The sequence below is a fragment of the Demetria terragena DSM 11295 genome (assembly GCF_000376825.1).
GTDB classification, from domain to species: Bacteria; Actinomycetota; Actinomycetes; order Actinomycetales; family Dermatophilaceae; genus Demetria; species Demetria terragena.
This window is the reverse complement of sequence record NZ_AQXW01000002.1, coordinates 82,483-103,436: the sequence shown is the minus strand read 5'-3', so window position 1 is coordinate 103,436 and position 20,954 is coordinate 82,483. Positions and strand designations below refer to the sequence as shown.

The window sequence follows — 20,954 nt, the reverse complement described above, 5'->3', positions numbered from 1 at the left end:
GTCAGCGCCCTCGCCGAACGACGGCGAACCAGCGTGCGCCGACCCGATAGACCTGTGGCACCCCGAGACCAGCCGCACCGGCCACAGACGCGATCCCGTCGACGCCCACTTCGGCCCATGGGAACGGTCGGCTTCGTGACGTCGTCGTTTCCAACCACAACCGTCGCCGTTGAACGGTGATACCCGGCGGGCTGATGTCGGCGACGATACGGCCCTTCGGGGTGATGAGTTCGGCCAGCCGGCCCAGCAACGCCACCGGATCTCCCCCGATACCGACATTGCCATCGGCGAGCAGCGCCGTGTCCCAATTCCCTTCTCCCGGAACGGGTCCAAACACATCGCAGGTCATCGCCATGGCACCCCTGGCCATAGTCAGGTTGACCGCGGCAGGCACGACATCGACTCCTAGCGCGATATGGCCTCGCCCGGTGAGCATCTCCGTCATGCGTCCCGGACCGCAGCCCACGTCGAGCGTCGTACCCACGCAATGCGATAGCACCGCGATATCGCTGTCAGTCGCCGTCCTGGACCATTGCGCCACCGGGAGCGGCAAGGAATGCCCGTGCACGTTGGTGACCTGGCAGTCTTCGCCGCCTAAGGCAGCCGTATAGACCGCGTCCAAGGGTGATTCCATCAAGGTCATGTCCGGGCTCCAGAAAGTTCCGCCCACAGGCGGCTGAAGCGGCCAGTCGGGTAGGTGTCAGCGACCGTTTGGGCATCGGACGCATCGTCAATGTCGACCAGTTCCGCGAGGAGCACCGGTTCGATCTCTTCGCCAAGGACTTTGCGAAGCGCGCGAACGGTCTCAGTTCGCGTATCCGGTTGGGACATTGGGACATCCGCGAGAGCGTCGGCGGCCCGCGGATCACCTAAGCCCAGCAGCCACCAGCCTCCGTCGGCAGCTGGCCCCAGCACGAGGGGCGAGCCGGAGTCGAGTGCTTCGGCGCCCCTGCGCAGTTCGTCCGGTGAAATCTGCGGGGTGTCCATGCCGATCTGGAGAGTGCGTACACCCGCACCTGCGCCCACGATTCGGTGTGCGTGAGCGAGGCGTTCGGCAAAGGTCTCACCTTCTTGGCCGAAGACAGCCCATTCCGACAGCCGCTGCTCTGTCTCCATGCCTCGCGCAGCCGCCCTCAGGTCTCCGTCAAGTGCTAGGTGGCAGCGGCCAGGAAAAACGTTGGCGCACAGGTCGATTGAGTCGAGCAGGGCGGCAGCTGCAAGGTCGGCAGCAGCAGTCATTCCGACCGTTGCTCCGAGTCGAGTCTTCGCCAATCCGGGCACAGGGGCTTTGGCAACCAACAGCAATTCAACGCTCATCGCAGCACCGCGTAGAAGTCGCGGGCGGTACGCACCGTTCCGCGCACGGATCCGGACACCTTTGACTTGGTGCCCTCAGCACGCGGACGGTAGGCCACCTCGTGTTCGGTGAAGCTCCAGCCCGCATCCACCGCGCGGCGCATGAGCTCGACGGGATAACCAAAACGCCGGTCCTGGATGTCGAGGTCAAGCAGGTCTTGGCGAGCCGCAACACGCATCGGCGAGATGTCGTGGAGGGGAAAATCGCCCCGGCGGCGGAGCGCGCTGACTGCGAGGTTGTTACCGAACCGGGCGTGCCAGGGCCAGTCGGCCGACCGGACTGGTCGACGCCTCCCCACGGACATCGTGGACCGTCCGAGGCGTACATCGTCCAGAAGTGGCAGAAGGTCCGCTGGATCGAAGGAATCGTCCCCGTCCATCACGGCGACCCACTGCGTGGTCGCGGCAAGGACTCCAGCATGAACCGCTGCGCCATACCCCGGCTGGGCTTCGTGGATGGCCCGAGCACCGGCCGCGCGGGCGACTTCAACGGTGTCATCCGTCGATCCGTTGTCGACTACCAGGACCTCGAAAGCTGGTGGCACGGCTGGCAACACCGCGCGCAGGGCAATGCCTTCATCGCGGCACGGCAAGATCAGAGTGCAATCGTTCATCACCCGCTCACCGTAGATTCACCACACCGTTCTCGTGGGCTCAGAACCCTTACAGATCGGTGACGCCACGTCTCCCAGCAGCCAAATTGCCGGCCGCAACGCCTACCGTCGAGGCGTGACTACAGTTCGGGATAGCTCCGCTTCGCGCTACGCATCGTGGGGACTTGCCGTCGTCACCGTCATCGCGGTCTTGGCGATGGCCCTCCCCGCCATCACCGGGTGGGAGGTCAATATCAAGTCCTTTCCGCCGATCCACGCGAACTGGCAGCCGCGGGTTGGACCAGGGACCCTCTCCGCCCTTCTCATCGCGTTTCTGGTCTTGGTCTACGGGCAACGGGTTTGCGAATCATGGCCGTGGCGGCGACTGCTCGCGGTGTGTTGGGTGACAGGTGCCGCCTGGGCGTTATCCCTGGCGATGGTCGATGGCAGCAGCGGTATCGGCTACATCCTCGGAAACGACTACGAGTACTTGCAGACCGCACGAGCGGTCAACGACGTGCCCATGGTCTTGAACGACTACATCAGCAAGATTCCCCTGGACGCACCCACGGGGAACTGGCCGACGCACGTCGCTGGCCACCCGCCGGGGGCCTTGCTCTTCTTCGTCCTGCTGGCCCGCACCGGATTGGGCGGTGGGTTCGCCGCTGGCATGGTGGTCACGCTCCTGGGCGCGACGACGGCCGTCGGCGTGCTGATCACCGTCCGGGTTCTTGGTGCGCCCGAATTGGCACGTCGCGCAGCACCGTTCGTCACCATCGGCCCCGCGGCGATCTGGCACGCAGTGTCAGCAGATGCGGTCTTCGCCGCGGTAGGGGCCTGGGGAATCGCCGCATTGGCCTATTCCGCGACGCGCAAGTCGCTCGGAACGATGCTTGGCTTCTCGGCGCTCGCCGGTCTACTTCTTGGCTACCTGGTGATGATGTCGTACGGCTTGCCGCTGTTTGGCCTTCTGGCCGTGGCGGTCCTGGTCGTGGCGAAGTCGTGGCGCCCGCTGATTCCCACCATCGTGAGCGCCTTGGTGGTTGTTGGCGCATTCGCCGCCTTCGGATTCGCTTGGTGGGAGGCGATCTCCGTTCTGCGCGAGCGGTATTGGGATGGCATCGCCAGTAGCCGCCCTGCTTCGTACTGGATTTGGGCCAACCTTGCAGCGTTGACTTTCGCAGCCGGACCGTTGCTGGGTGCCGGTGTCGCGGAGTGGGTGCGACGGGTGTTGCGCGTGCGTCCGACCGAAGCTGCGACGCGAGCCGTGCTGTGGCTCAGCGGCGCAGGGATAGCCATGGTGGCCGCGGCGGACCTGTCCCTCATGAGTAAGGCTGAGGTAGAACGGATCTGGCTACCGTTTGTCCCATGGCTCTTGCTGTCCTGCGCCCTCTTACCGCCGCGGTGGCGAACCGGCGGACTGGCAGTTCAGATCGCCTTTGCACTCCTCGTGCAGCACCTACTGCACACCAGTTGGTAGCCAGCTTTCTAGCCCTCCCGAAGTGGCTCCGTGGCAAAGGCTGGCAAGCCGTCCGTGGGGTCGACCGCGGCGATGAATCCCAGTTCGTGTGCAGCGCGCTGCGGCGAGGCGACCACGTGCCGCACATCACCCAGCCGGTAAGCACCGGTCACCTCTGGCGTCAGGTTGGCTTCGGTGCCGGATGACACCAGTTCCGCGACCTGACCGATCGTGACGGGGCGCCCCGAACACACGTTGTAGGCCACCAACCCGGTGTCGTGCTCCCCCGCCGCCTCAATGGCCAGCGCGTTCGCGCGGGCAATGTCGTGGACATGGACGAAGTCGCGTGTCTGCGCGCCGTCCTCATAGACCTGCGGGGCCAATCCGCGCTCAAGAGACGATCGGAACATGGCCGCAACGCCGGAGTACGGGGTGTCTCGCGGCATTCCTGGACCGTAGACGTTGTGATAGCGCAGGGCGATGACGCTACTGCTCGTCGCACGGGCCCACGCCGAGGCGTAATGCTCCTGCGCGAGTTTGCTGGCGGCATACGCACTCCGCGGGTCGAGTGGGGCATCCTCCCCCACCAACTCCCACGCGAGCCGGGCTCCACAATCTGGGCAGGTCGGATCGTAAACTCCCGCGTCCAGGTCGGCGGTCGCGCGAGGCTGTGGGCGCCGAATCCCGTGCTGCACACAGGAATACAGTCCTTCGCCGTAAACAACCATGGACGACGCAAGGACCAGGCTGGAGACATTTCGCTCGTGCATCGCCGCGAGCAGAGCCGCCGTTCCGAGGTCGTTGTGCGAGGCATACAGCGGCAGATCGGCCACGTTGGCGCCTGCCCCCACGACCGCGGCTTGATGGCATACGACGTCGACGCCGTCGAGCAGGTGTGCCCACTGTCGCGCGTCGCGCACGTCGAGTTGGTGAATTCCCTCCGGAGGCAACGTGTTTCCATGCGCCTGCTCCAGCATCAGGTCGACGCAAACAACCTCCGCCCCACGACTATTCAACTCACGCGCTATTGCCGTGCCGATGAACCCAGCGGCACCAGTCAGGAGGACCTTCATCCGCATACTCTCGCACGCGGTCGAGATGAACACCCGCCGCAGTATCGGCGGAATCGAGCACGTCCTGGCCAACATCCCTAGCCTTACGCCATGCGCGCTGTTGCCACTGTGAAGGACAATCTGAAGCCGAAGGCGTTGAAGAACGCCGCCGGCTTCACGCTGGTCTGGGTCACCGCGAAGATTGCACACCGGGTGCGCTTCACCCACTCGGCACATCTCCCGAGATCAGGTCCGGTCCTCATCGTCGCGAACCATCTGTCGATGTCAGAGGCTCTTGCGGTGGCCCGACTGACGATTGGGCACCGCCGCTTTCCCCACTTCTTAGCCATGGCCGAGGTGTTCTCCTGGCCCGTCGTGGGCACGCTGGCGCGCTGGACCGGTCAGATCCCTGTCGAACGCGGTACGGCAGCTGCTGCCGGTTCCCTTCAGGCCGCTGCGGAACGTCTCGAGTTAGGCCAGGTCGTCGTGCTCTACCCGGAGGGGCAGTTGACCAAACAACCGGATTTGCGCCCCGGGCCAGGTCGCACCGGCGCAGCCAGGCTTGCGTTGGCCCACCCGCAGGTCCCGGTCATTCCCATCGGTCAGTGGGGGCCTCGTCCCGGCAACCGCCACCTCTGGCACCGGCACACCACGCGCCTCGTCGTCGGAGCGCCACTCGACTTGTCCCCCTGGGCCGGCCGCGCAGACGACCCCGAGGCCGTACGCGCCGCCACCGACCTGACGATGAGCACCATCACAGCGTTGGTTGAGATCGCCCGCGGTGAGGAGTTCGACGAGCCAACGCCGGTCGAGCCGACGGGAACGCAGTGATCCGTCGTGTCGAGACACAGTCAATCTTTGGGCTTCGACCTGTGCATCACCACACCCAGGCCAATCAGGAGTGGCAGCCCGAACGTCTTCAGCGTCTCGGAAGTCGCCTGATCCTTGAGCTCTGAGTACCCGAGCACGAGGGCAACACCCCCGAGAGGAAACAGGGCGATACTGATGAAGAAGATGGACCAGTTTCTTTCCTGGTCAACTTCAGACCTGTCCTTGTGCATGAGGGCCTCCGCTTCCGCTCCTCTGTGACCGTCGGCCAGCATAGAAGCAGGGGCTCATCCTGGACCAGACTCGAAGACTCGGCGCTGGATCGGCGATCCCCCACGGGCTCAGCCGGTTGCGATTTCCGAGCCGAAGCGTCGCCGGGTGAGGCGATTAGAACCAGGATGCTGTTCACAGACGTCGGCTTGAGGGCGTCCTCCACGACAGTGCGGCCTTGGGACGTGACACGACGATCCTTTCACTCGCCGTAAATGTAGACGTGGAAACGATCGGGCACGTGCGCGCGCTGGAATTCCAATCCTTCAGTGAGCGCCTGGCCCGAGAGGGCTTTGTTCGTATAGCGCGGCAGGTTTCGTGCATGCCAACCCATGTGGGCAACGGCTACGGCCTGGCCGCAGACACGCGCTACGGACGCAGCCGCTGGGTCTGTGCAGTCGCGAGCAGCAGCGTGGCACCCGAGGGCTTGCTTGCGCATTGGGCCGACCGTCAGTTTTCCCTCTCGGAATTTCTCGACGGCGTCGAGTGCGATCGCGAGTCGGTCATCGTCCGGACGATGCCGATCGAACAATGGCAGGAGTCGGTGGGCGCAAGTAGCGGCCCATTCAATCAACTCTTGCCGATCCAGTTCGGACAAAGTCAAGTTGGTCAGTTCTGGCCCTGTGGCCTGATCGTTAGTCATGTGCATCGAGGCTGCGTTATATGCGTCGGCATAAGCGAGTCCTCCAGTTTTCTCAGTCAGCACCGGCAGCGCCGTCGGGCACACGGCCGCCCTGCCGACAACCATCCGGCTCACGCGACACCGACTCATCACCATGCCCCGACAAACAGATTTACCAGAGATCGAGACCAGAACGTGCCGTCGCGCTCGGGCGTACGGTGAGTACCTCGTTTTCCCAGGAATCCGCACTCTCGCGCAGTCACACCCCGTAGCGTGCGGTCATGACGCCTGATGCCTGCACCCTTCTGGTCGCTGTGAAGCGTGATCTGGGTAAGCCGACTACCTGGGGCGCGCCGGTCGAGTTCAGAGATTCTCTGGCTCTGGCTGCCTTGAACTCCGCGTACTCGCTGCGAGCCAAGTCGCCAGCTGTCCGGAACGTCCTCGCCCGCTATCGAGACGTGCGACCCAAAGCCGACACCGATGGTGGCCCGGAGCTCATGGCTGCCATGGACGCAGTCGGTGGCCCAGAGCGCTTCGCCGTCGAGGTCCTGCGCAACGAGAGCAAGCTGCCGGGCACCAAAAGGCTGCGGACGGTCGGGCTCTACGAAGGACTCACCAAGCTGTGCCAGCTCGAGCCATCGGTGTGCACCGCTGCTGACCTCCGGGCAAACGCGCAGACATCCACGACTAAGGAGGCGTGGCGTTCGGTCAGCGGTTTCGGGGACATGGCGTGGTCCTACCTGCTGATGAACGCCGGCGTGACTGACCTATCGAAACCCGACGTCATGGTCCAGCGGTATCTGAACAGGTGCCTGGAGCACTCGGGCAGCCAACGTCTCTCGTCGACCCAGGTGCGTGGCCTACTCGAGGAGGTCGCCGAGGAGCTGTGCGTGGATGTGCGATCCCTGGACCGTGCGATCTGGCTGTACGAGAGCCCTACCGGCTAGGACCGCCCGTCGACCTCGAGCAAAGGGCCTACGCATTCGGGAGCTCGAAACTGGCATAATCGTCCGGGTCTTCGACCAACATGCCGTCTTCTTCGCTCTCTGTGAGCACCGACGTCGGACGTTCACCCTTGGGCACCTGGAAGGCGCTGGCGAACTGAACGCTCTGCTTGGGGTTGATCGTGTCGGCGAAGCCCCCGAAGTCGACGCCGTCGTACCCGCCATACAACGTGTCATCTGGTCCCGCATAGGTGGTGCCATCAGACGTTTGCACCGCGTAGAACGTAGGTGCACTGTCCAGTGGCTTCTTAGATCTGTTCTCTACCGTCGCGAACACCACGCAGAACTCCTGCCCCTCGTCTGCGGTCGCGGGTGTCTCGTCGATCGTGACGTCCGGAAGAGCGAGTATGCCGCAGGTCAGCTTGTCGACGGTGACCGTGCCCGCCAAGTAAGTGTGCGCCTTTCCTACGGCGACTTTCACCGGCTCCAAGGGATTCTCGCCCTCAGCAGGGAAGTCCTCCTCGCTATCACAATGCTCGATCCACTCAGCTTGCGACAGACCCTCGTCAGAGCAGTCAACCGCTGGGGTGGACCCAGCCGCGTCATTGCCTTCTCCGTCATTGCCCTCGACTCTGAACTCCGGTGCCAGACCACCGGTCTTACCGGCCGGCTTCACAATGGCAAGCCACGTCTCCCGCTGGCCCTCCACCGAGATCGTGCAGGTCGTCGATGCGTTCTTGACCGCGGGCAACCCCTTCTTGCAGGTCGCATCCCCCATCGCAGCTCTGGGCACATTGAGGCTTTCCTTAAGCTGCTCGCCCAGGTCCTTCTTGCTCCACTCCACAGATGAGGCCCCATCCTCGGAAGAGCCCCCACAACCAGCCAGCGCCAGTGCCCCGGCAATGAAGGCCGTCGAGATCTTTGTTCCCCTCATAACTCTCATCTTTCGTCCCACCCCGAGAAATTTGGGCCCAAGCATAACCCGGAGCGGTCACGGCAGTGAGGGAATGCGGACCACAGATGGGAACGCCCGCCAACCCGCCAAAATGGACGACAATCGGGCGCACTGCCCGCTGAACGAGACCAGCAGGGCGGTCAGTTCGCTGAGCGGGCTGCCCTCCGCTTTGCCCGCTTCTTCGAAACGAAGCGACCGCTCACAGCACCTACCCGATTCGTCGCCATCGACTTCAGGCTCGTCGACTGCTGACGTGTTCGAGTTGTCTTCGAGGCAGCTAACTTTCGAATCCGATCTGGCACCGGCTCGCCCAACTTCTCGCTCGCAACAACATAGAGCTGTGCCGCAGCGACCCTGTTCGCCTGGGACACGGGCGCGCGCCGGGGCGTCACCTGCGACTCATTCGCTGTCGTCATGATCCGCCTCCTCACCTGCGTGTTCCTCCACGATACTCCCTGCGTCCAGCAGACCAGATGCGTTAACCACCGGAAAGACTGCATGCCTGACAAACGCCACCGCGTTGGAATCCGGTGGGGCGTGCTCGATCAGGAAGTTCAGCGTGGACAGCCCCAACGCCACGTCGTTGTCGTCGCCGGCGAGCTTCTCGGTCGCCCACTTGGCCTGCTCCCACCACCGGTCTTCGATTGCTCGTGCGTTCTGCGCCCGGACACCCTTGGTCGCGCCCCGATAGGCGATGACGGCAGCCGCCACGGCCGCGAGGCCACCGAACCCCGGGGACGTCACGAAGGTGCTCAGCCAGTCCATCCTCGCCCCCTCGCCATTGTGGTCTGCATAGTCTGGCCCATCGATCCGACATCCCCGTGCCTTGGTCAGACGAGTTACGGTGGCCGCCTGCGGATCGCGCGCCCGCACGAACGACCCCCGGTCGACGAACTTCCGAAACCCTCAGCGTCGCCCACCTGCATGCTGCCAAAGTAAGTCGCCGGGCTTCCGGAGACGTGGCGATCACTGGCGCGCCGTCGTCGGTGCTGAACCCCGAACACCGCGACGGCGTGGCCGAGCACGGATAATCCCGACGGGTCCCTCGCCGAACTCCTCTCACGCACGGCGGTGCCAGCTGAGCCAGCCACCCCCGATGGACCGCCCCAGACCCCTGGAGGGTTCTCAGGGTTTGTGAGGAATCGGACGAATCCTGTCGCGCTTCGACCCTGCAAAACCTTAGGAACGCCTGGTAAGTCGACGTTTTCTGGTGGGGCGACTGGGGCTTGAACCCAGGACCGACGGATTATGAGTCCGCTGCTCTAACCGGCTGAGCTATCGCCCCTGCAAAGCAGCACACTATCCGGCGGGTTCGTACCCTCGTGCGGGCATCCCTCGTCGCCCGGCGCGTTCATCTGGTTGATGTGCTCCTCCGGCGCGATCGGTACGCGTAGCGGCCGCCCGTCACCGGGACACTTTGGCATCGGCAAATGCACACGACTCAGGCCGTGGTCCCGCTCGACCAGACCAAGCGCGGGCATCGATCACGGTGACGACACCGCTCGCGGAACTGGCGTACGCCGCAAGAACGAGACTTGTCGTCTCATTAGGGTCACGACCTTCGACGATTCGGCCGCATACCCACCACTGCGGTCAGTAAGGTCTGGCGCATGAGCGAACCTCTCGCGCGGGACACCCCTGCCCACGGCGAACCACTCGTGGTGATGACGGACGTGCAGAAACACTTCGGCGACCTCCACGTTCTCCAGGACATTCAACTGACGGTTCATCGCGGTGAAGTTGTGGTGGTGATTGGCCCCTCCGGTTCAGGTAAATCGACCCTGTGCCGCACCATTAACCGGCTCGAGACCTACGAGGCTGGAACCATCACCATCGACGGCAAGGACCTCCCCGAAGAGGGCGCCGAACTCGCTAAGCTGCGCGCCGACGTCGGCATGGTGTTCCAGTCGTTCAACCTGTTCTCGCACAAGACGATTCTTGAGAACGTCACGCTCGGTCCGATCAAGGTCCGTGGCATCAAGAAGCCCGAGGCCGAACAGCGGGCCATGGAGCTACTCAATCGCGTCGGGGTAGACCATCAGGCCAAGAAGTACCCAGCCCAGCTCTCCGGCGGTCAGCAACAGCGCGTCGCGATCGCACGGTCGCTGGCGATGGAACCCAAGGTCATGCTCTTCGACGAGCCAACCTCGGCACTTGACCCCGAGATGATCAACGAGGTTCTCGACGTGATGGCCGATCTGGCCAAAGAGGGCATGACGATGATCGTGGTCACCCACGAAATGGGCTTCGCTCGACGTGCCGCCGACCGTGTCGTCTTCATGTCCGACGGCAAGATCCTCGAACAGAACACGCCACACGAATTTTTCGACCACCCGCAGACCGATCGAGCCAAGGACTTCCTTGGCAAGATCCTGACTCACTGAGCACTCAACACAAGGAGACCTCCATGCAGAAGACTCGTCGGATGGCCGGTGTCGCTGGCCTATCGGTCGTAGCGCTCAGCCTCGCAGCGTGCGGCGGCAGCGAAAACGAAGGCGGCGAAGACGGCGTCAACGTCGGTATCAAGTTCGACCAGCCCGGGCTCGGCCAGAAGGTTGGCAGTGGCTACGAGGGTCTCGACGTTGATGTGGCGAACTATGTGGCCAAGGACGCTGGCCTGGGCAAGGTCACCTTCAAGGAGGCGCCGTCCAAGCAGCGCGAACAACTGATCAAGTCTGGTCAGGTCAAGATGGTCATCGCGACCTACTCCGTCACCGACGAGCGCAAGCAGGAAGTCTCCTTCGCGGGCCCGTACTTCATCGCAGAGCAGGCGCTGCTCGTGGCGAAAGACTCGAAGATCAACGGCGTCAAGTCGCTGAGTGGCAAAAAGTTGTGCTCGGTGTCGGGTTCAACGTCAGCCACCAAGCTCAAGGAGCAGGTCCCGGGGGTCAACCTTCAGGAGTTCGACACCTACTCCAAGTGCGCTTCGGCCCTGTCAACCGGCCAGATTGATGCGATGACGACGGACGACACCATCCTGTCGGGCTACGCCCAGCAGGACTCGTACAAGGGCAAGTTCAAGGTCGTCAAGGGAGTCGGTGGCGATGAGATCTACGGCATCGGCATCAAGAAGGGCGACACCGCCCTGTGCAAGAAGGTCAACACCTCGTTGCAGAAGATGGTCGATTCTGGCGAGTGGAAGAAGTCGGTCGAGAAGCACCTCGGTGCCGAGTACCAACTGAATGCCGAAAAGAACCCGCCAAAGCAAGAGACCTGCTCCTAATCCAGGTTGTCTGAGTCCGGGCCTGCCGATACAGCGGGCCCGGACCCAGGCCCTGCCGGACCTATACCTCGAGGCCACCCGTGTCACAGATCTTCGAGCAGTTCGACGTCATTTCTTTCTTTTGGATGACGATCAAGCTCACCGCACTCGCAGCCGTTGCCTCGTTCATCATCGGCACGGTCATGGCGATCATGCGGTTATCGCCAGTGCCAGTACTCCGGTTCGTCGGTACGGCCTACGTCACCCTCTTCCGCAACACGCCCTTGACGCTGATTGTGTTCGGCAGCCTGTTCGGCATCAGCATTACCTTGCAGTTCAGCATCTCGGACACCCTGTCGACCAATGCGTTCTTCTTCGCCATCTTTGGCTTGGCCGTCTACCACGCAGCGTTCGTCTGTGAGGCAATCCGCTCCGGGGTCAACACCATTCCCCTTGGCCAAGCCGAGGCCGCGCGCTCGATCGGGTTGACCTTTACGCAGACCTTGCGCGAGGTCATCCTGCCGCAGGCCATGCGCGGCGCCATTACGCCACTCGGCAATACGCTGATTGCCCTCGCGAAGAACACCACGGTGGTCATGACGATCGGCGTTCTGGAGTCCGCGTACTTCCTCTCGAAGGTGAGTGAGGATGCCTCCAGCCAACTCAATAACGCGTTCCTCCTGGTCGCGGGATTCTTCGTACTCTTCACCGTGCCCATGGGCCTAGCGACCGGGTATGCCTCACGGAAACTGGCGGTGAAGCGATGAGCTCAAGCAGCGTGCTCTTCGATGCGCCCGGGCCTAAAGCCCGTGTGCGCAATCGGATCCTGAGCATCATCAGCCTCGTGACCTTTGCGGCATTCGCTTGGTGGATCATTTCCGTCCTCGCCGACCAGGGCCAGTTCGAGGCGGCCAAGTGGAAGCCCTTCATTCAGTCTGAGATCTGGTCTGAATACCTCGTCCCAGGTCTGATCAACACCGTGAAGGCCGCCGCGATCAGCATCGTGTTGGCCGCGGTCCTTGGCCTGGTCCTTGCCCTCGCTCGGATGTCGGCGCTCACACCCCTGCGGTGGGCGGCCGGTGTCTTCGTCGAGTTCTTCCGCGCCGTGCCGGTGCTGATGATGATGATCTTCACCTGGGGTCTCTTCATCCAGACACCGTCGATCCCACCAGACCAGGCGCCCCTGCTCGCCGTGGTGACGGCGTTGACCTTGTACAACGGTTCGGTGATGTGTGAGGTCGTCCGCGCCGGCGTCGGCCAACTCCCTGCAGGCCAACGTGAGGCCGGGCTGTCTGTTGGCCTCAGCGAGCAGCAAACCCTGCGGACAATCCTGCTCCCCCAGGCGATTACGGCGATGTTGCCTAGCCTGGTAAGCCAGTTGGTCGTAGTCCTGAAGGACACCGCGTTGGGCTTCAACGTGACGTATCTCGAACTCCTGCGCTCTGGCACGCAGGCCGAGTCCAACTACACCAACCTTGTCCCCGTGCTGATCGTGGTCGCCACGATCTACATCATCATCAACTACGCCGTCACCAAGCTCGCGGAGTACATCGAAGGTCGCCTGAAGCGTCGCGGACTGGGCCGCAAGGGGACCACTGGCGCTGCAGGCAGCACCGCCGCTGGTCCGGACATGGCGTTCAACCGGGAAACCGGCTGAACGCAGCGTCGTTCACGCCAGCAGGATCGAGTTCTGGGTCGGCGGCGCCATCGTGGGGTGTCCCGGGGTGTACCCGGGGTTCGATGCCGCGTAGTGCCGTAACTGCGCCTCAGTGATCCGCTCGGTGCGCGGCGTCGTCCCGATCGGGTCGAGAACCAAGTAGTAGCCCGAGTAGTAGCCCACGACCACGACCCAGTGGGAGACGGGGCTCTTGACGCGCTTGGAATACGGCATGCGATAGACGTCCCCGCCTGCGATCGAGGGAACGCCACGCTTGGCGTCGCGGATCGTGTCCTCGATGCCGCCGCGTCGCACTTTGATCCCGTAATCGCCCAAGCCCTTCTGGAAGTCGGGAAACTCGGTCCCACTCTTGTCACGCGCAGATGACTTCGCCAAGCCCATGGCTTCGTAGCGGAACCGCTCAACGGCGGTACGCGTGGAGCTGCTGTATCCATTCCACCCGGATGGGGTCTTGCGATGAGCCAGAATCATCTGGACTCCACACACTGGCCCGCAGTTCGACCACTGAGCGTTCCCAGTGCCCGACTGCTCCAACGGTGTACCCGCGATGGTGATCTGCTCGGAGAACAGGTTCTGCCAGGTCCCGACACCAACCAACGCACCGCGGCCTTTTCGATGCTGCATCTGGAAAGACTGCACCAGCAGACTGGTCTGCGCCCCGAACGGATTGTTGTTGATGCTCTTGTCGATGGGCATCGTGTGGAAGTTGTGCTTGCGCAATAGGAGAGCTGCAGCTCGTACCGCGGGCCGGTTTTGCCCGTACTTGACCGTGATGCAGAGCTTCTCGAGAGTCTTTGGTCCACAGACGCCGTCCTGCGTCAGACCCTTAGCCTTCTGGAAGGCCTTGATTCGGCTCTTGGTGTACGTCCCGAAACTGTCCTCCCAGGTGGTGATCGAGTACCCGTGCTCGCGCAGCAGGTGTTGAACAGCCCGGACGTTATAGGTCCGATTGACGGGAGTGGACCAGGTGGTGACGTTGTTGTTGGCAGCACCGGCCACCATCGCCCACGATGCATCTGCGGGGAGCAAGAACGGTGCGGCGACTCCTGCCGCCGTCGCCGTCAGGAGGGACCGTCGGTTGAGCGCGATCGACGGTCGGTCGCGGATCGCGTCCAGATCACCCACCCCGGCACCGCGGAACCGGTCATCTCCTCCGGCTGCTTCAACATCCATGAACGACTCCTCGGCAGTCGGTATACGACTCAGTGTCAGATGACTCAGTCCGCGTGTTTTCAGTGTGCTCGCTTTGGTCAACCCTTGGCGTCAGGCTGATCACCCGGTAAGGGGCCACAGACGCCCTCAACAAGGAAGCCCGTCATTCCGAGAATCTCGCGGAATGACGGGCAGGGCGCTCCCCCGGTTGGACTCGAACCAACAACCCTCCGGTTAACAGCCGAATGCTCTGCCAATTGAGCTACAGGGGAAAGGCGCCAGCACGCTGGCGCGACCGCAACGATATCAAAGGACTGACTGAGTCACGAATCGGTCGGCGTCCTTCACGCGGCCCGTTTCACAGTCCGGCTTGCTCCTCCAGAAAGGCGCGCAATCTGGACACTTCGGCACGTACCTCCGGGTCGTCCTGGCGCGTCCGGCGACCGAGCACCTCTTGAACGAAAACGCGTTGCTCGGCCAGGTCCTTTCGCAGCACCACCCGGCCGGAAGTCCCTGGCCCGACCAGGCCAAGCGGCTCGGATAACAGCACCGTCGCCTGCACCCGCTCCCGGAATGCTTCAGGGAAACGACCCTCGACCCGCTCCGGAAAGGTCCACTGCGCGGCCCAGCGACCATCGACCCAGGTCACGCTGAGCGTCCAGGTGTCGGAGTCCCACTGCCCCGCATCGACCTCATGCCACGGCCGGTCCACCCGGACATCGCCGTCCGCAGAAACCGCGACGACGCGGAAGGTGGTGGCCACAACCCACACCTCATCGGTCGTCGGCGCCCAGGTGATCGCCTGCTCGCCACGGCGCAGGCCGAGTGCGCTGCGGACTTGATCTGGGAGAGCAGCACCTTTGGTGCCGAACATCCTCATCACTGAACCTGTGTCCGGAAGCACGTGGTGACGTGGGGCAACTCGAGAAGACCATCGTCTCCGGCCACCCGCTGGCCCAAGGTGCGTACATCCCCAAGGATCTCTTCTTTGTCGGGATGGATCGTGATGTGCGACCACGAACGCACCTGCACGGCCAGATCTTCGGGACTGATCCGCATGATGTACGCACGCCGCACCGGGTGCGCCGGCGCGAACCCTGGGATGTCGAGGGGCTCCTCATCGGACGCTGTCTCGGATGCTTCTGGTCGACACGTCACCTCATGGAGCTCGCGAACCCACGGCACCTGCACATCCAGAGAGTGCCAGGCCAGCCCGAATGTGCCGCCAGGACGCAGAACACGCGCCACCTCAGGCCCAGCGATGTCGTGATCGACCCAATGCCACGCCTGGAGGCAGACGGCGGCATCAATGCTGCTGTCTGGCAAGGGAATCGACTCCGCTCCAGTTGGAAGGACCTGGACCGCGCGATGAGCCACACTCGCCTGCAACACTTCCCGCATTCCGGCCGCGGGCTCCAGAGCCGTGACGTGGTGCCCGAGGTCGGCCAGGACGCGGGTGGCCTTCCCGGTGCCGGCACCGATATCGAGGACATCGCGTGGCGCCCCCGGGTCACCGAGAAGCCAGGCCAGCGTTTCTGCGGGCCATTCCGGACGGACGCGCTCGTACTCGGCAGCGCCTTCTTCGAACGACGTCCGACGCGCCTCGTAAACCTCTTGGGTCATGCCCGAGCCCGTCAAGTCTGCCGCCATGTCAGGTCCCTCGGATCAGGTCGGCGCACTTCTCCCCCACCATCATCACCGTGATGTTGGGGTTGACTGTCGTGTGCTCGGGGAACACCGAGGCGTCCGCGACACGGAGGCCTACCACGCCCTTGACACGCAGTTGCGGGTCCAACGGTGACTGGTCATCGTCTGCCGCGCCCATGCGCACCGTGCCGACCGGGTGATAGACGGTGTTGTGCGTGCGCCGCACATAATCCGCGAGTTCCTCATCGGTCTGCGTCTCCTCGCCGGGGTAGAGCTCACGCCCTCGCCACTGCGCGAGCGCCGGCTGCGACACGATCTCGCGAGCCTTACGGATACCAGCGATCATCACCCGCATGTCGTGGCCCTCGGCATCCGTGAAGTAACGCGGGTCGACCTTGGGCTTGTCGCGAAAGTCGCGGGAGCGCAACCGAACCGTGCCGCGCGAGCGCGCGTGAGTCACGTTCGGAGTCAAGCAGAATGCGTTATCACTGGTCGGGTAACCCTGGCGCACCGTGTGCATGTCAAAGGGCACTGCCCCGTAGTGCATCATCAGGTCTGGCCGGTCCAAACCGTCAGTAGTCGTGGCGAAGACTCCAATCTCCCACCATTGGTAGCCCTCGGTGATCATCGGCTGAGTAGCCTCCCACTGGATCACGCCCTCGGGGTGATCCTGCAGGTGTTCTCCCACTCCCGGCGCGTCTACGCGTACGTCCACGCCGACTTCGCGGAGATGCTCACGTGGACCAATCCCTGACAACATCAACAACTTCGGGGTGTCGATCGCCCCACACGAGACCACCACCTCCCGTGTGGCCGAGATCGTCCGGGCCTTCCCAAAAGCGTTGTCTACCACCGATACTCCGGTGCACCGCGGCTGCTCGCCGGACTCATCGAAAGTCAGCTCACGGGCCCACGAGTCGGTAAGAACAGTGAGGTTCTCGCGCTCCAGAATGGGGTGCAAGTAACTGACCGAGGAGGATGACCGGGTGCCGTCGGCCTTGCGGTTGACCTGAAAGAAGTTGGCACCGTTGACCACGGTGGTTCCCGTGTTAAAGGTCGCCCGCGGGAGCCCTGCCTGCTCACACGCATCGAGCAGGGCTACGCCGCACGGGTCGTGTGGCGGAATAGTCATCAGGTGAACCGGTCCGTCGGAGCCGTGGTTCTCCCCACCGTCCGCATTCGTCTCTAGGCGCTTGACCAAGGGAAGGGTGTGCTCGGATCCCCAACCCTGGCAACCGTGTTCGCTCTCCCAGCCGTCCAGGTCCTCGACAGGTGGCCAGAACGCGATGCACGAGTTATGCGATGAGCAGCCGCCGAGCACCTTGGCCCGCGCATGCCGCATGAAGGAGTTTCCGTTCTCCTGCGGCTCGATCGGGTAATCCCAGTCATATCCGGACTCGAGCAACTCCATCCATCGGTTCAGTTGGAGGATGACGTCTTTATCGACATCGGTGGGCCCAGCCTCTAGAAGCGCCACCGTCACGCCGGGGTCCTCGGACAGGCGGGCCGCAACGGCTGCGCCCGCGGAGCCGCCCCCAACGATGACGTAGTCAAAAGTGTGGTGAGTCAACGGATCTCCTCTCAACGCTGAGCGAACCAACCGGTGACAGCCGGACGCAGATTCTCATAAACATGCTTGTGCTCTTGGTACTCGGCCAGACCGGTTGGTCCCAGCTCGCGCCCGAAGCCGGAGTACCCGAAGCCACCCCATTCGGCCTGCGGGAGGTACGGCCCGAATTCGTTGATCCAGACCGTCCCATGCCGCAGCCGCGCAGCAACCCGCTGAGCGCGGGCGCTGTCACCGCTCCACACGGCGCCAGCCAGCCCGTAGACCGTGTCGTTGGCGATACCTACTGCCTCATCCTCGGTGGTGAAGGTCTCCACGGTGACGGTCGGACCAAAGGCCTCGTCGTGCGCGCAATCCATGTCGCGGGTGACGTTGTCCAGAACGGTCGGGAGGTAAAACCATCCCTCGTCGAGGCTGCCCGCCCCCAGGTCACCGGAACCGAACTCACCGCCACACCGCAACGTTGCGCCCTGCTCGACCGCGCGCTGCACATAGGCATGCACCTTGTCCCGATGGTCGGCCGAGATCAATGGGCCAGTCTCGGTGGCCGCGTCGTAAGGCAGGCCCACCATGATGGCCTGCGCGCGGCGTACCAGCTCGTCGACGAAGCGGTCCTTAACCGACTCCTCGATCACCAAGCGCGCGCCGGCCGAACACACCTGACCCGAGTGTAGGAAGGCCGCGTTGAGGGCGTTGTCGACTGCTGCATCAAACCGATCGTCGGTGTCACAGGCGTCGGCGAAGACCACATTGGGGTTCTTGCCGCCGAGCTCCAGCGCGACCTTTTTGACGGTGGCCATGGCCGTTGCGCCGATTCGACGCCCGGTCTCCAGACCACCCGTGAACGACACCATGTCGACGTCGGGATGCTCCGACAGGGGCGCGCCCGCCGAGGCACCAGCACCCAAGATCAGGTTGCCCACCCCAGCAGGAAGACCGGCTGCCGCGAGCGCCTCCATCAGCAGCATGGAAGTGTGCGGTGTCAGCTCAGAAGGCTTGAGCACAAAGGTATTTCCGGCAACCAGCGCCGGTGCGACCTTCCACGCCGCCTGCAGAAGGGGATAGTTCCAGGGCGTGATGAGCGCACATACCCCGACAGGTTCGTGCACGATGCGCGAGGCCACGTCCGGGCTTCCCGCATCGACCACTCGGCCGCTGTCCTGCCCGGCAAGGCGGCCGAAGTAGTCGAAGCAGTTGGCGATGTCGTCCATGTCGACCTCGGACTCCATCGGACGCTTACCCGTGTCGAGGGTCTCCGCCTTCGCGAATTCGTCCCGTCGCTCCCGAATGATGCGAGCAACCTCGATGACGAGCGCGCCGCGAGTCGCCGCAGGGACAGCGGACCAGACTCCGGAGTCGTGCGCCGCCCGAGCGGCAGCGATGGCGCGTTCGGTGTCAACGGCAGTCCCCTCCGAGACAGTTGCCACGAGCGTTCCGTCTGCGGGACAACGGATCTCACGAGTGCCGCCATCCGCTGCGGCCACCCACTCGCCGTTGATGAACAAGCTGTGCGGACTGGACATACTCACACCGTCTCCTCGGACTCTTCAGTGTTGTGGTCGACGTGCTGCTGGTAGGCATGCAGGTAGGACAGGTGCATTTCGTACTGATCCAGCACGTCCCCGATGATTTGCTCCCGCGTGTAGCCGTTGATGTGGTAACCCTCACTGCCCTCGTTCAGGCACACCTCGCAACGGTAGTACCGGTCAACGGATTCCCCAGCCCGGTATGTCGCGAAGGACGGGGTCGGCGCCGCGATCGGCGTGACGCGATAGCGGAAGTCACCTTCACCACCGAGATCAATCCGCAGTTCTACGGAGTCCAGGTCAGACCCAGGCTCCGAGGTGCGACCGACGACAGCCGGCATGTCAGTCGTCGCCAGTTCGGCGGCCACCGATTCCAGTGCAGGCTCGACTCGTTCATCAAGGAACCGCTGGGTGGCCTTAGCCCCAGGGAAGACCGCCAGGCGCGCCAGACGCTGCTTCCAGTCTGGGCTGTCCTGCATCCGACCGGATGCGAGTGCGGCACGAAGAGAAGGACGCAAGGCATCGGTCTTGAAGGACTCCTGCCGCAACTTGCGCCACATTCCGAACATGACGAGCGCCAGCACGAACGAGAATGGCAGACCCATGATGATGGTCGCGTTCTGCAGGGTGACGATCGATCCGGCGTCGCCTCCGGCAAAGAGCATGCTCAGGGTCAGGACGCCGATGGCCACTGACCAGAAGACGCGTACGCCCTTGGAGCAGTCCTGCATCGGGTGCGTCAACCGCGACGTGAAGTTGCCCATGACCAGGGCACCTGAATCGGCACTGGTCACATAGAACAGCAGACCCGTCAGCGTGGCCACGCCGACGACCAGCGGTGCCCACGGATAGGTCTCGAGCAGCGTATAGAAACCGACCTCGGGGGTGTTGTAGGTGGCATCAGCGAACGTCTTGTCGTCCCGTGCCGTGGTGAGAGCACTGTTGCCGAAGATCGAGACCCACAACAGGATGAACAAGAACGGGATGCTCAGCACGCCGAGGACGAACTGTCGGATCGTGCGCCCCCGGGAGATGCGTGCGAGGAAGAGCCCGACGAAGGGCGCCCACGCGATCCACCAGGCCCAGAAGAACAGGGTCCAGCCGTTGATCCAGTCGACCGGCGCATCCCAGGCCATGGTGTCCATCGCCATGCTGGGGAAACCAGACAGGTAGTCGCCGGTGTTCATTACCAGGCCGTTGAGCAGGAACGTCGTGTTGCCACTGAAGAGCACCCACAGCAGCAACGCGAGCGACAGGAGCACGTTCAGTTCGGATAGCCGACGGATACCTTTGTCGATCCCGGTCGTGGCCGAGATGGTGCCCAGCACGACGGACAATACGATCAGCCCGATCTGCGCGGCCTTGCCCGTCGGGATGTCGAACATGACGTTGAGCCCGTAGTTGAGCTGGACAATGCCGATCCCCAGCGAGGTCGCAATACCGAAGATCGTACCGAGCACGGCCGCGATGTCGACGACATCACCGAAGCGGCCCTCGACGCGGCGACCGAAGACCGGCGCCAGGGCGGATCGGATTGCCAAGGGCATGTTGTGCCGAAAAGCAAAGTACGCCAGCGCCATTCCCATGAGGGCATACATCGCCCAACCGGTAATGCCGTAGTGAAAGAGCGTCCATTCGACGGCCTCGCGAGCCGCATCGTTGGTCTGTCCCTTGCCGACTGGCGGCTCCAGCCAGTGACTCACCGGTTCAGCCACCGAGAAGAACATCAAGTCGATACCGATACCCGCGGCGAAGAGCATCGCGGTCCAGGTGAACAGGTTGTATTCGGGCCGCGACTCCTCTGGTCCGAGTCGGTAACTGCCGAACCGCGACAGCGCGACGACGAGGACGAAGATGACGAACACCGCGGCCAGCGCGAAATACCACCACCCGAACCAGTCGGTAATCCAGGTCACCACATTGGCGATGGCTGCGGCGGCCTGAGTCGGCATGGCGAGCGTGACGACGGCGAAGACCAGCACGAGGCCGGCCGAGACGCCAAACACCATCCAGTTGATCTCTGGCTTGGTGTCGGTGGTCCCCACCTGAGATTCATCAGCCGTGCTCGGTGTGCTCATAGAGACGACATTAACCGTCCCCGGC

General features: G+C 63.4%; 21 protein-coding genes and 2 tRNA genes. 7 read left to right on the top strand and 16 right to left on the bottom strand.

All coding sequences use genetic code 11. From position 1 onward, the window contains the following. Nucleotide 1 precedes the first annotated feature (1 nt). Genes F562_RS0101390 through F562_RS0101380 form a run of 3 tightly spaced genes read right to left on the bottom strand, consistent with a single transcriptional unit; the run spans nucleotide 2 to nucleotide 1,970 of the window. Nucleotides 2-643: a class I SAM-dependent methyltransferase gene (locus F562_RS0101390; RefSeq protein ID WP_018155126.1), complete on the bottom strand. Its 642-nt coding sequence runs from the start codon at nucleotides 641-643 to the stop codon at nucleotides 2-4. Continuing rightward, entirely contained in the window at nucleotides 640-1,317 is a 678-nt protein-coding gene (locus tag F562_RS0101385) for a TIGR04282 family arsenosugar biosynthesis glycosyltransferase (RefSeq protein WP_018155125.1), read from the bottom strand. Before F562_RS0101385 ends, F562_RS0101390 begins: the two co-directional genes overlap by 4 nt. Beyond that, nucleotides 1,314-1,970, bottom strand: coding sequence for a glycosyltransferase family 2 protein (locus F562_RS0101380; protein ID WP_018155124.1), 657 nt, complete (start codon nucleotides 1,968-1,970; stop codon nucleotides 1,314-1,316). The genes F562_RS0101385 and F562_RS0101380 overlap by 4 nt, the downstream gene beginning before the upstream one ends. Nucleotides 1,971-2,085: 115 nt before the next feature. Between F562_RS0101380 and F562_RS0101375 the strand changes: the two genes are divergently transcribed. Beyond that, entirely contained in the window at nucleotides 2,086-3,429 is a 1,344-nt protein-coding gene (locus F562_RS0101375; RefSeq protein ID WP_018155123.1) for a hypothetical protein, read from the top strand. Between the two features lie 8 nt (nucleotides 3,430-3,437). On the opposite strand, the gene F562_RS0101370 is transcribed toward F562_RS0101375, so the two are convergent. Beyond that, nucleotides 3,438-4,481 (bottom strand): NAD-dependent epimerase/dehydratase family protein, encoded by a 1,044-nt coding sequence (locus F562_RS0101370; RefSeq protein ID WP_026180906.1) that lies wholly within the window; start codon nucleotides 4,479-4,481, stop codon nucleotides 3,438-3,440. A 90-nt stretch (nucleotides 4,482-4,571) separates the two neighbouring features. Here F562_RS0101370 and F562_RS0101365 point away from each other — a divergent pair, with 90 nt between their 5' ends. Further along, nucleotides 4,572-5,291 (top strand): lysophospholipid acyltransferase family protein, encoded by a 720-nt coding sequence (locus tag F562_RS0101365; protein WP_018155121.1) that lies wholly within the window; start codon nucleotides 4,572-4,574, stop codon nucleotides 5,289-5,291. 20 nt (nucleotides 5,292-5,311) lie between these two features. Here the strand turns inward: F562_RS0101365 and F562_RS0101360 are convergent, their stop codons facing one another. Further along, the gene (locus F562_RS0101360) at nucleotides 5,312-5,521 is read right to left on the bottom strand and encodes a hypothetical protein (protein ID WP_169333351.1); all 210 of its coding nucleotides are present in this window, start codon (nucleotides 5,519-5,521) and stop codon (nucleotides 5,312-5,314) included. A gap of 239 nt (nucleotides 5,522-5,760) precedes the next feature. Beyond that, the gene (locus F562_RS0101355) at nucleotides 5,761-6,201 is read right to left on the bottom strand and encodes a putative immunity protein (RefSeq protein WP_040385149.1); all 441 of its coding nucleotides are present in this window, start codon (nucleotides 6,199-6,201) and stop codon (nucleotides 5,761-5,763) included. 260 nt (nucleotides 6,202-6,461) lie between these two features. On the opposite strand from F562_RS0101355, the gene F562_RS0101350 reads away from it, so the two are divergent. After that, nucleotides 6,462-7,127 (top strand): hypothetical protein, encoded by a 666-nt coding sequence (locus F562_RS0101350; protein WP_018155118.1) that lies wholly within the window; start codon nucleotides 6,462-6,464, stop codon nucleotides 7,125-7,127. Between the two features lie 28 nt (nucleotides 7,128-7,155). On the opposite strand, the gene F562_RS0101345 is transcribed toward F562_RS0101350, so the two are convergent. The 3 genes from F562_RS0101345 to F562_RS0101335 all read right to left on the bottom strand — a co-directional run bounded on the left by F562_RS0101345 (nucleotide 7,156) and on the right by F562_RS0101335 (nucleotide 9,364). Next, nucleotides 7,156-8,058, bottom strand: a complete 903-nt coding sequence (locus F562_RS0101345; protein WP_018155117.1) for a DUF4352 domain-containing protein — start codon at nucleotides 8,056-8,058, stop codon at nucleotides 7,156-7,158. A gap of 420 nt (nucleotides 8,059-8,478) precedes the next feature. Then, nucleotides 8,479-8,844 carry a hypothetical protein gene (locus tag F562_RS17640; protein ID WP_040385125.1) on the bottom strand — a complete coding sequence of 122 codons (366 nt, stop codon included), beginning with the start codon at nucleotides 8,842-8,844 and terminating at the stop codon, nucleotides 8,479-8,481. Between the two features lie 443 nt (nucleotides 8,845-9,287). Beyond that, nucleotides 9,288-9,364, bottom strand: a tRNA-Ile gene (locus tag F562_RS0101335). 325 nt (nucleotides 9,365-9,689) lie between these two features. Between F562_RS0101335 and F562_RS0101330 the strand changes: the two genes are divergently transcribed. The 4 genes from F562_RS0101330 (at nucleotide 9,690) to F562_RS0101315 (ending at nucleotide 12,938) form a co-directional block, all read left to right on the top strand. Then, the gene (locus F562_RS0101330) at nucleotides 9,690-10,463 is read left to right on the top strand and encodes an amino acid ABC transporter ATP-binding protein (RefSeq protein ID WP_018155115.1); all 774 of its coding nucleotides are present in this window, start codon (nucleotides 9,690-9,692) and stop codon (nucleotides 10,461-10,463) included. Nucleotides 10,464-10,486: 23 nt separating this feature from the next. Further along, complete coding sequence (locus tag F562_RS0101325) at nucleotides 10,487-11,302, top strand: glutamate ABC transporter substrate-binding protein (RefSeq protein ID WP_018155114.1); 816 nt, start codon at nucleotides 10,487-10,489, stop codon at nucleotides 11,300-11,302. A gap of 80 nt (nucleotides 11,303-11,382) precedes the next feature. After that, the gene (locus tag F562_RS0101320; RefSeq protein ID WP_018155113.1) at nucleotides 11,383-12,048 is read left to right on the top strand and encodes an amino acid ABC transporter permease; all 666 of its coding nucleotides are present in this window, start codon (nucleotides 11,383-11,385) and stop codon (nucleotides 12,046-12,048) included. Continuing rightward, on the top strand, nucleotides 12,045-12,938 hold the full coding sequence (locus F562_RS0101315) for an amino acid ABC transporter permease (RefSeq protein ID WP_018155112.1): 894 nt from the start codon (nucleotides 12,045-12,047) through the stop codon (nucleotides 12,936-12,938). The genes F562_RS0101320 and F562_RS0101315 overlap by 4 nt, the downstream gene beginning before the upstream one ends. Nucleotides 12,939-12,950: 12 nt before the next feature. Here the strand turns inward: F562_RS0101315 and F562_RS19960 are convergent, their stop codons facing one another. From F562_RS19960 to betT, 7 genes are all read right to left on the bottom strand, one after another. After that, complete coding sequence (locus F562_RS19960) at nucleotides 12,951-14,132, bottom strand: peptidoglycan-binding protein (protein WP_018155111.1); 1,182 nt, start codon at nucleotides 14,130-14,132, stop codon at nucleotides 12,951-12,953. Between the two features lie 178 nt (nucleotides 14,133-14,310). Further along, nucleotides 14,311-14,383: transfer RNA gene (locus F562_RS0101305), tRNA-Asn, on the bottom strand. Between the two features lie 86 nt (nucleotides 14,384-14,469). Further along, a complete protein-coding gene (locus F562_RS0101300) occupies nucleotides 14,470-14,991 on the bottom strand; it encodes a hypothetical protein (RefSeq protein ID WP_156822462.1) in 522 nt (173 codons plus the stop codon). Further along, entirely contained in the window at nucleotides 14,991-15,761 is a 771-nt protein-coding gene (locus tag F562_RS0101295) for a class I SAM-dependent methyltransferase (RefSeq protein ID WP_018155109.1), read from the bottom strand. The genes F562_RS0101300 and F562_RS0101295 overlap by 1 nt, the downstream gene beginning before the upstream one ends. A gap of 1 nt (nucleotide 15,762) precedes the next feature. Continuing rightward, nucleotides 15,763-17,328, bottom strand: a complete 1,566-nt coding sequence (locus F562_RS0101290) for a GMC family oxidoreductase (RefSeq protein ID WP_018155108.1) — start codon at nucleotides 17,326-17,328, stop codon at nucleotides 15,763-15,765. Between the two features lie 11 nt (nucleotides 17,329-17,339). After that, entirely contained in the window at nucleotides 17,340-18,848 is a 1,509-nt protein-coding gene (locus F562_RS0101285) for an aldehyde dehydrogenase family protein (protein WP_018155107.1), read from the bottom strand. 2 nt (nucleotides 18,849-18,850) lie between these two features. Then, nucleotides 18,851-20,929: a choline BCCT transporter BetT gene (gene betT / locus F562_RS0101280; protein WP_018155106.1), complete on the bottom strand. Its 2,079-nt coding sequence runs from the start codon at nucleotides 20,927-20,929 to the stop codon at nucleotides 18,851-18,853. Between the last annotated feature and the right edge of the window lie 25 nt (nucleotides 20,930-20,954).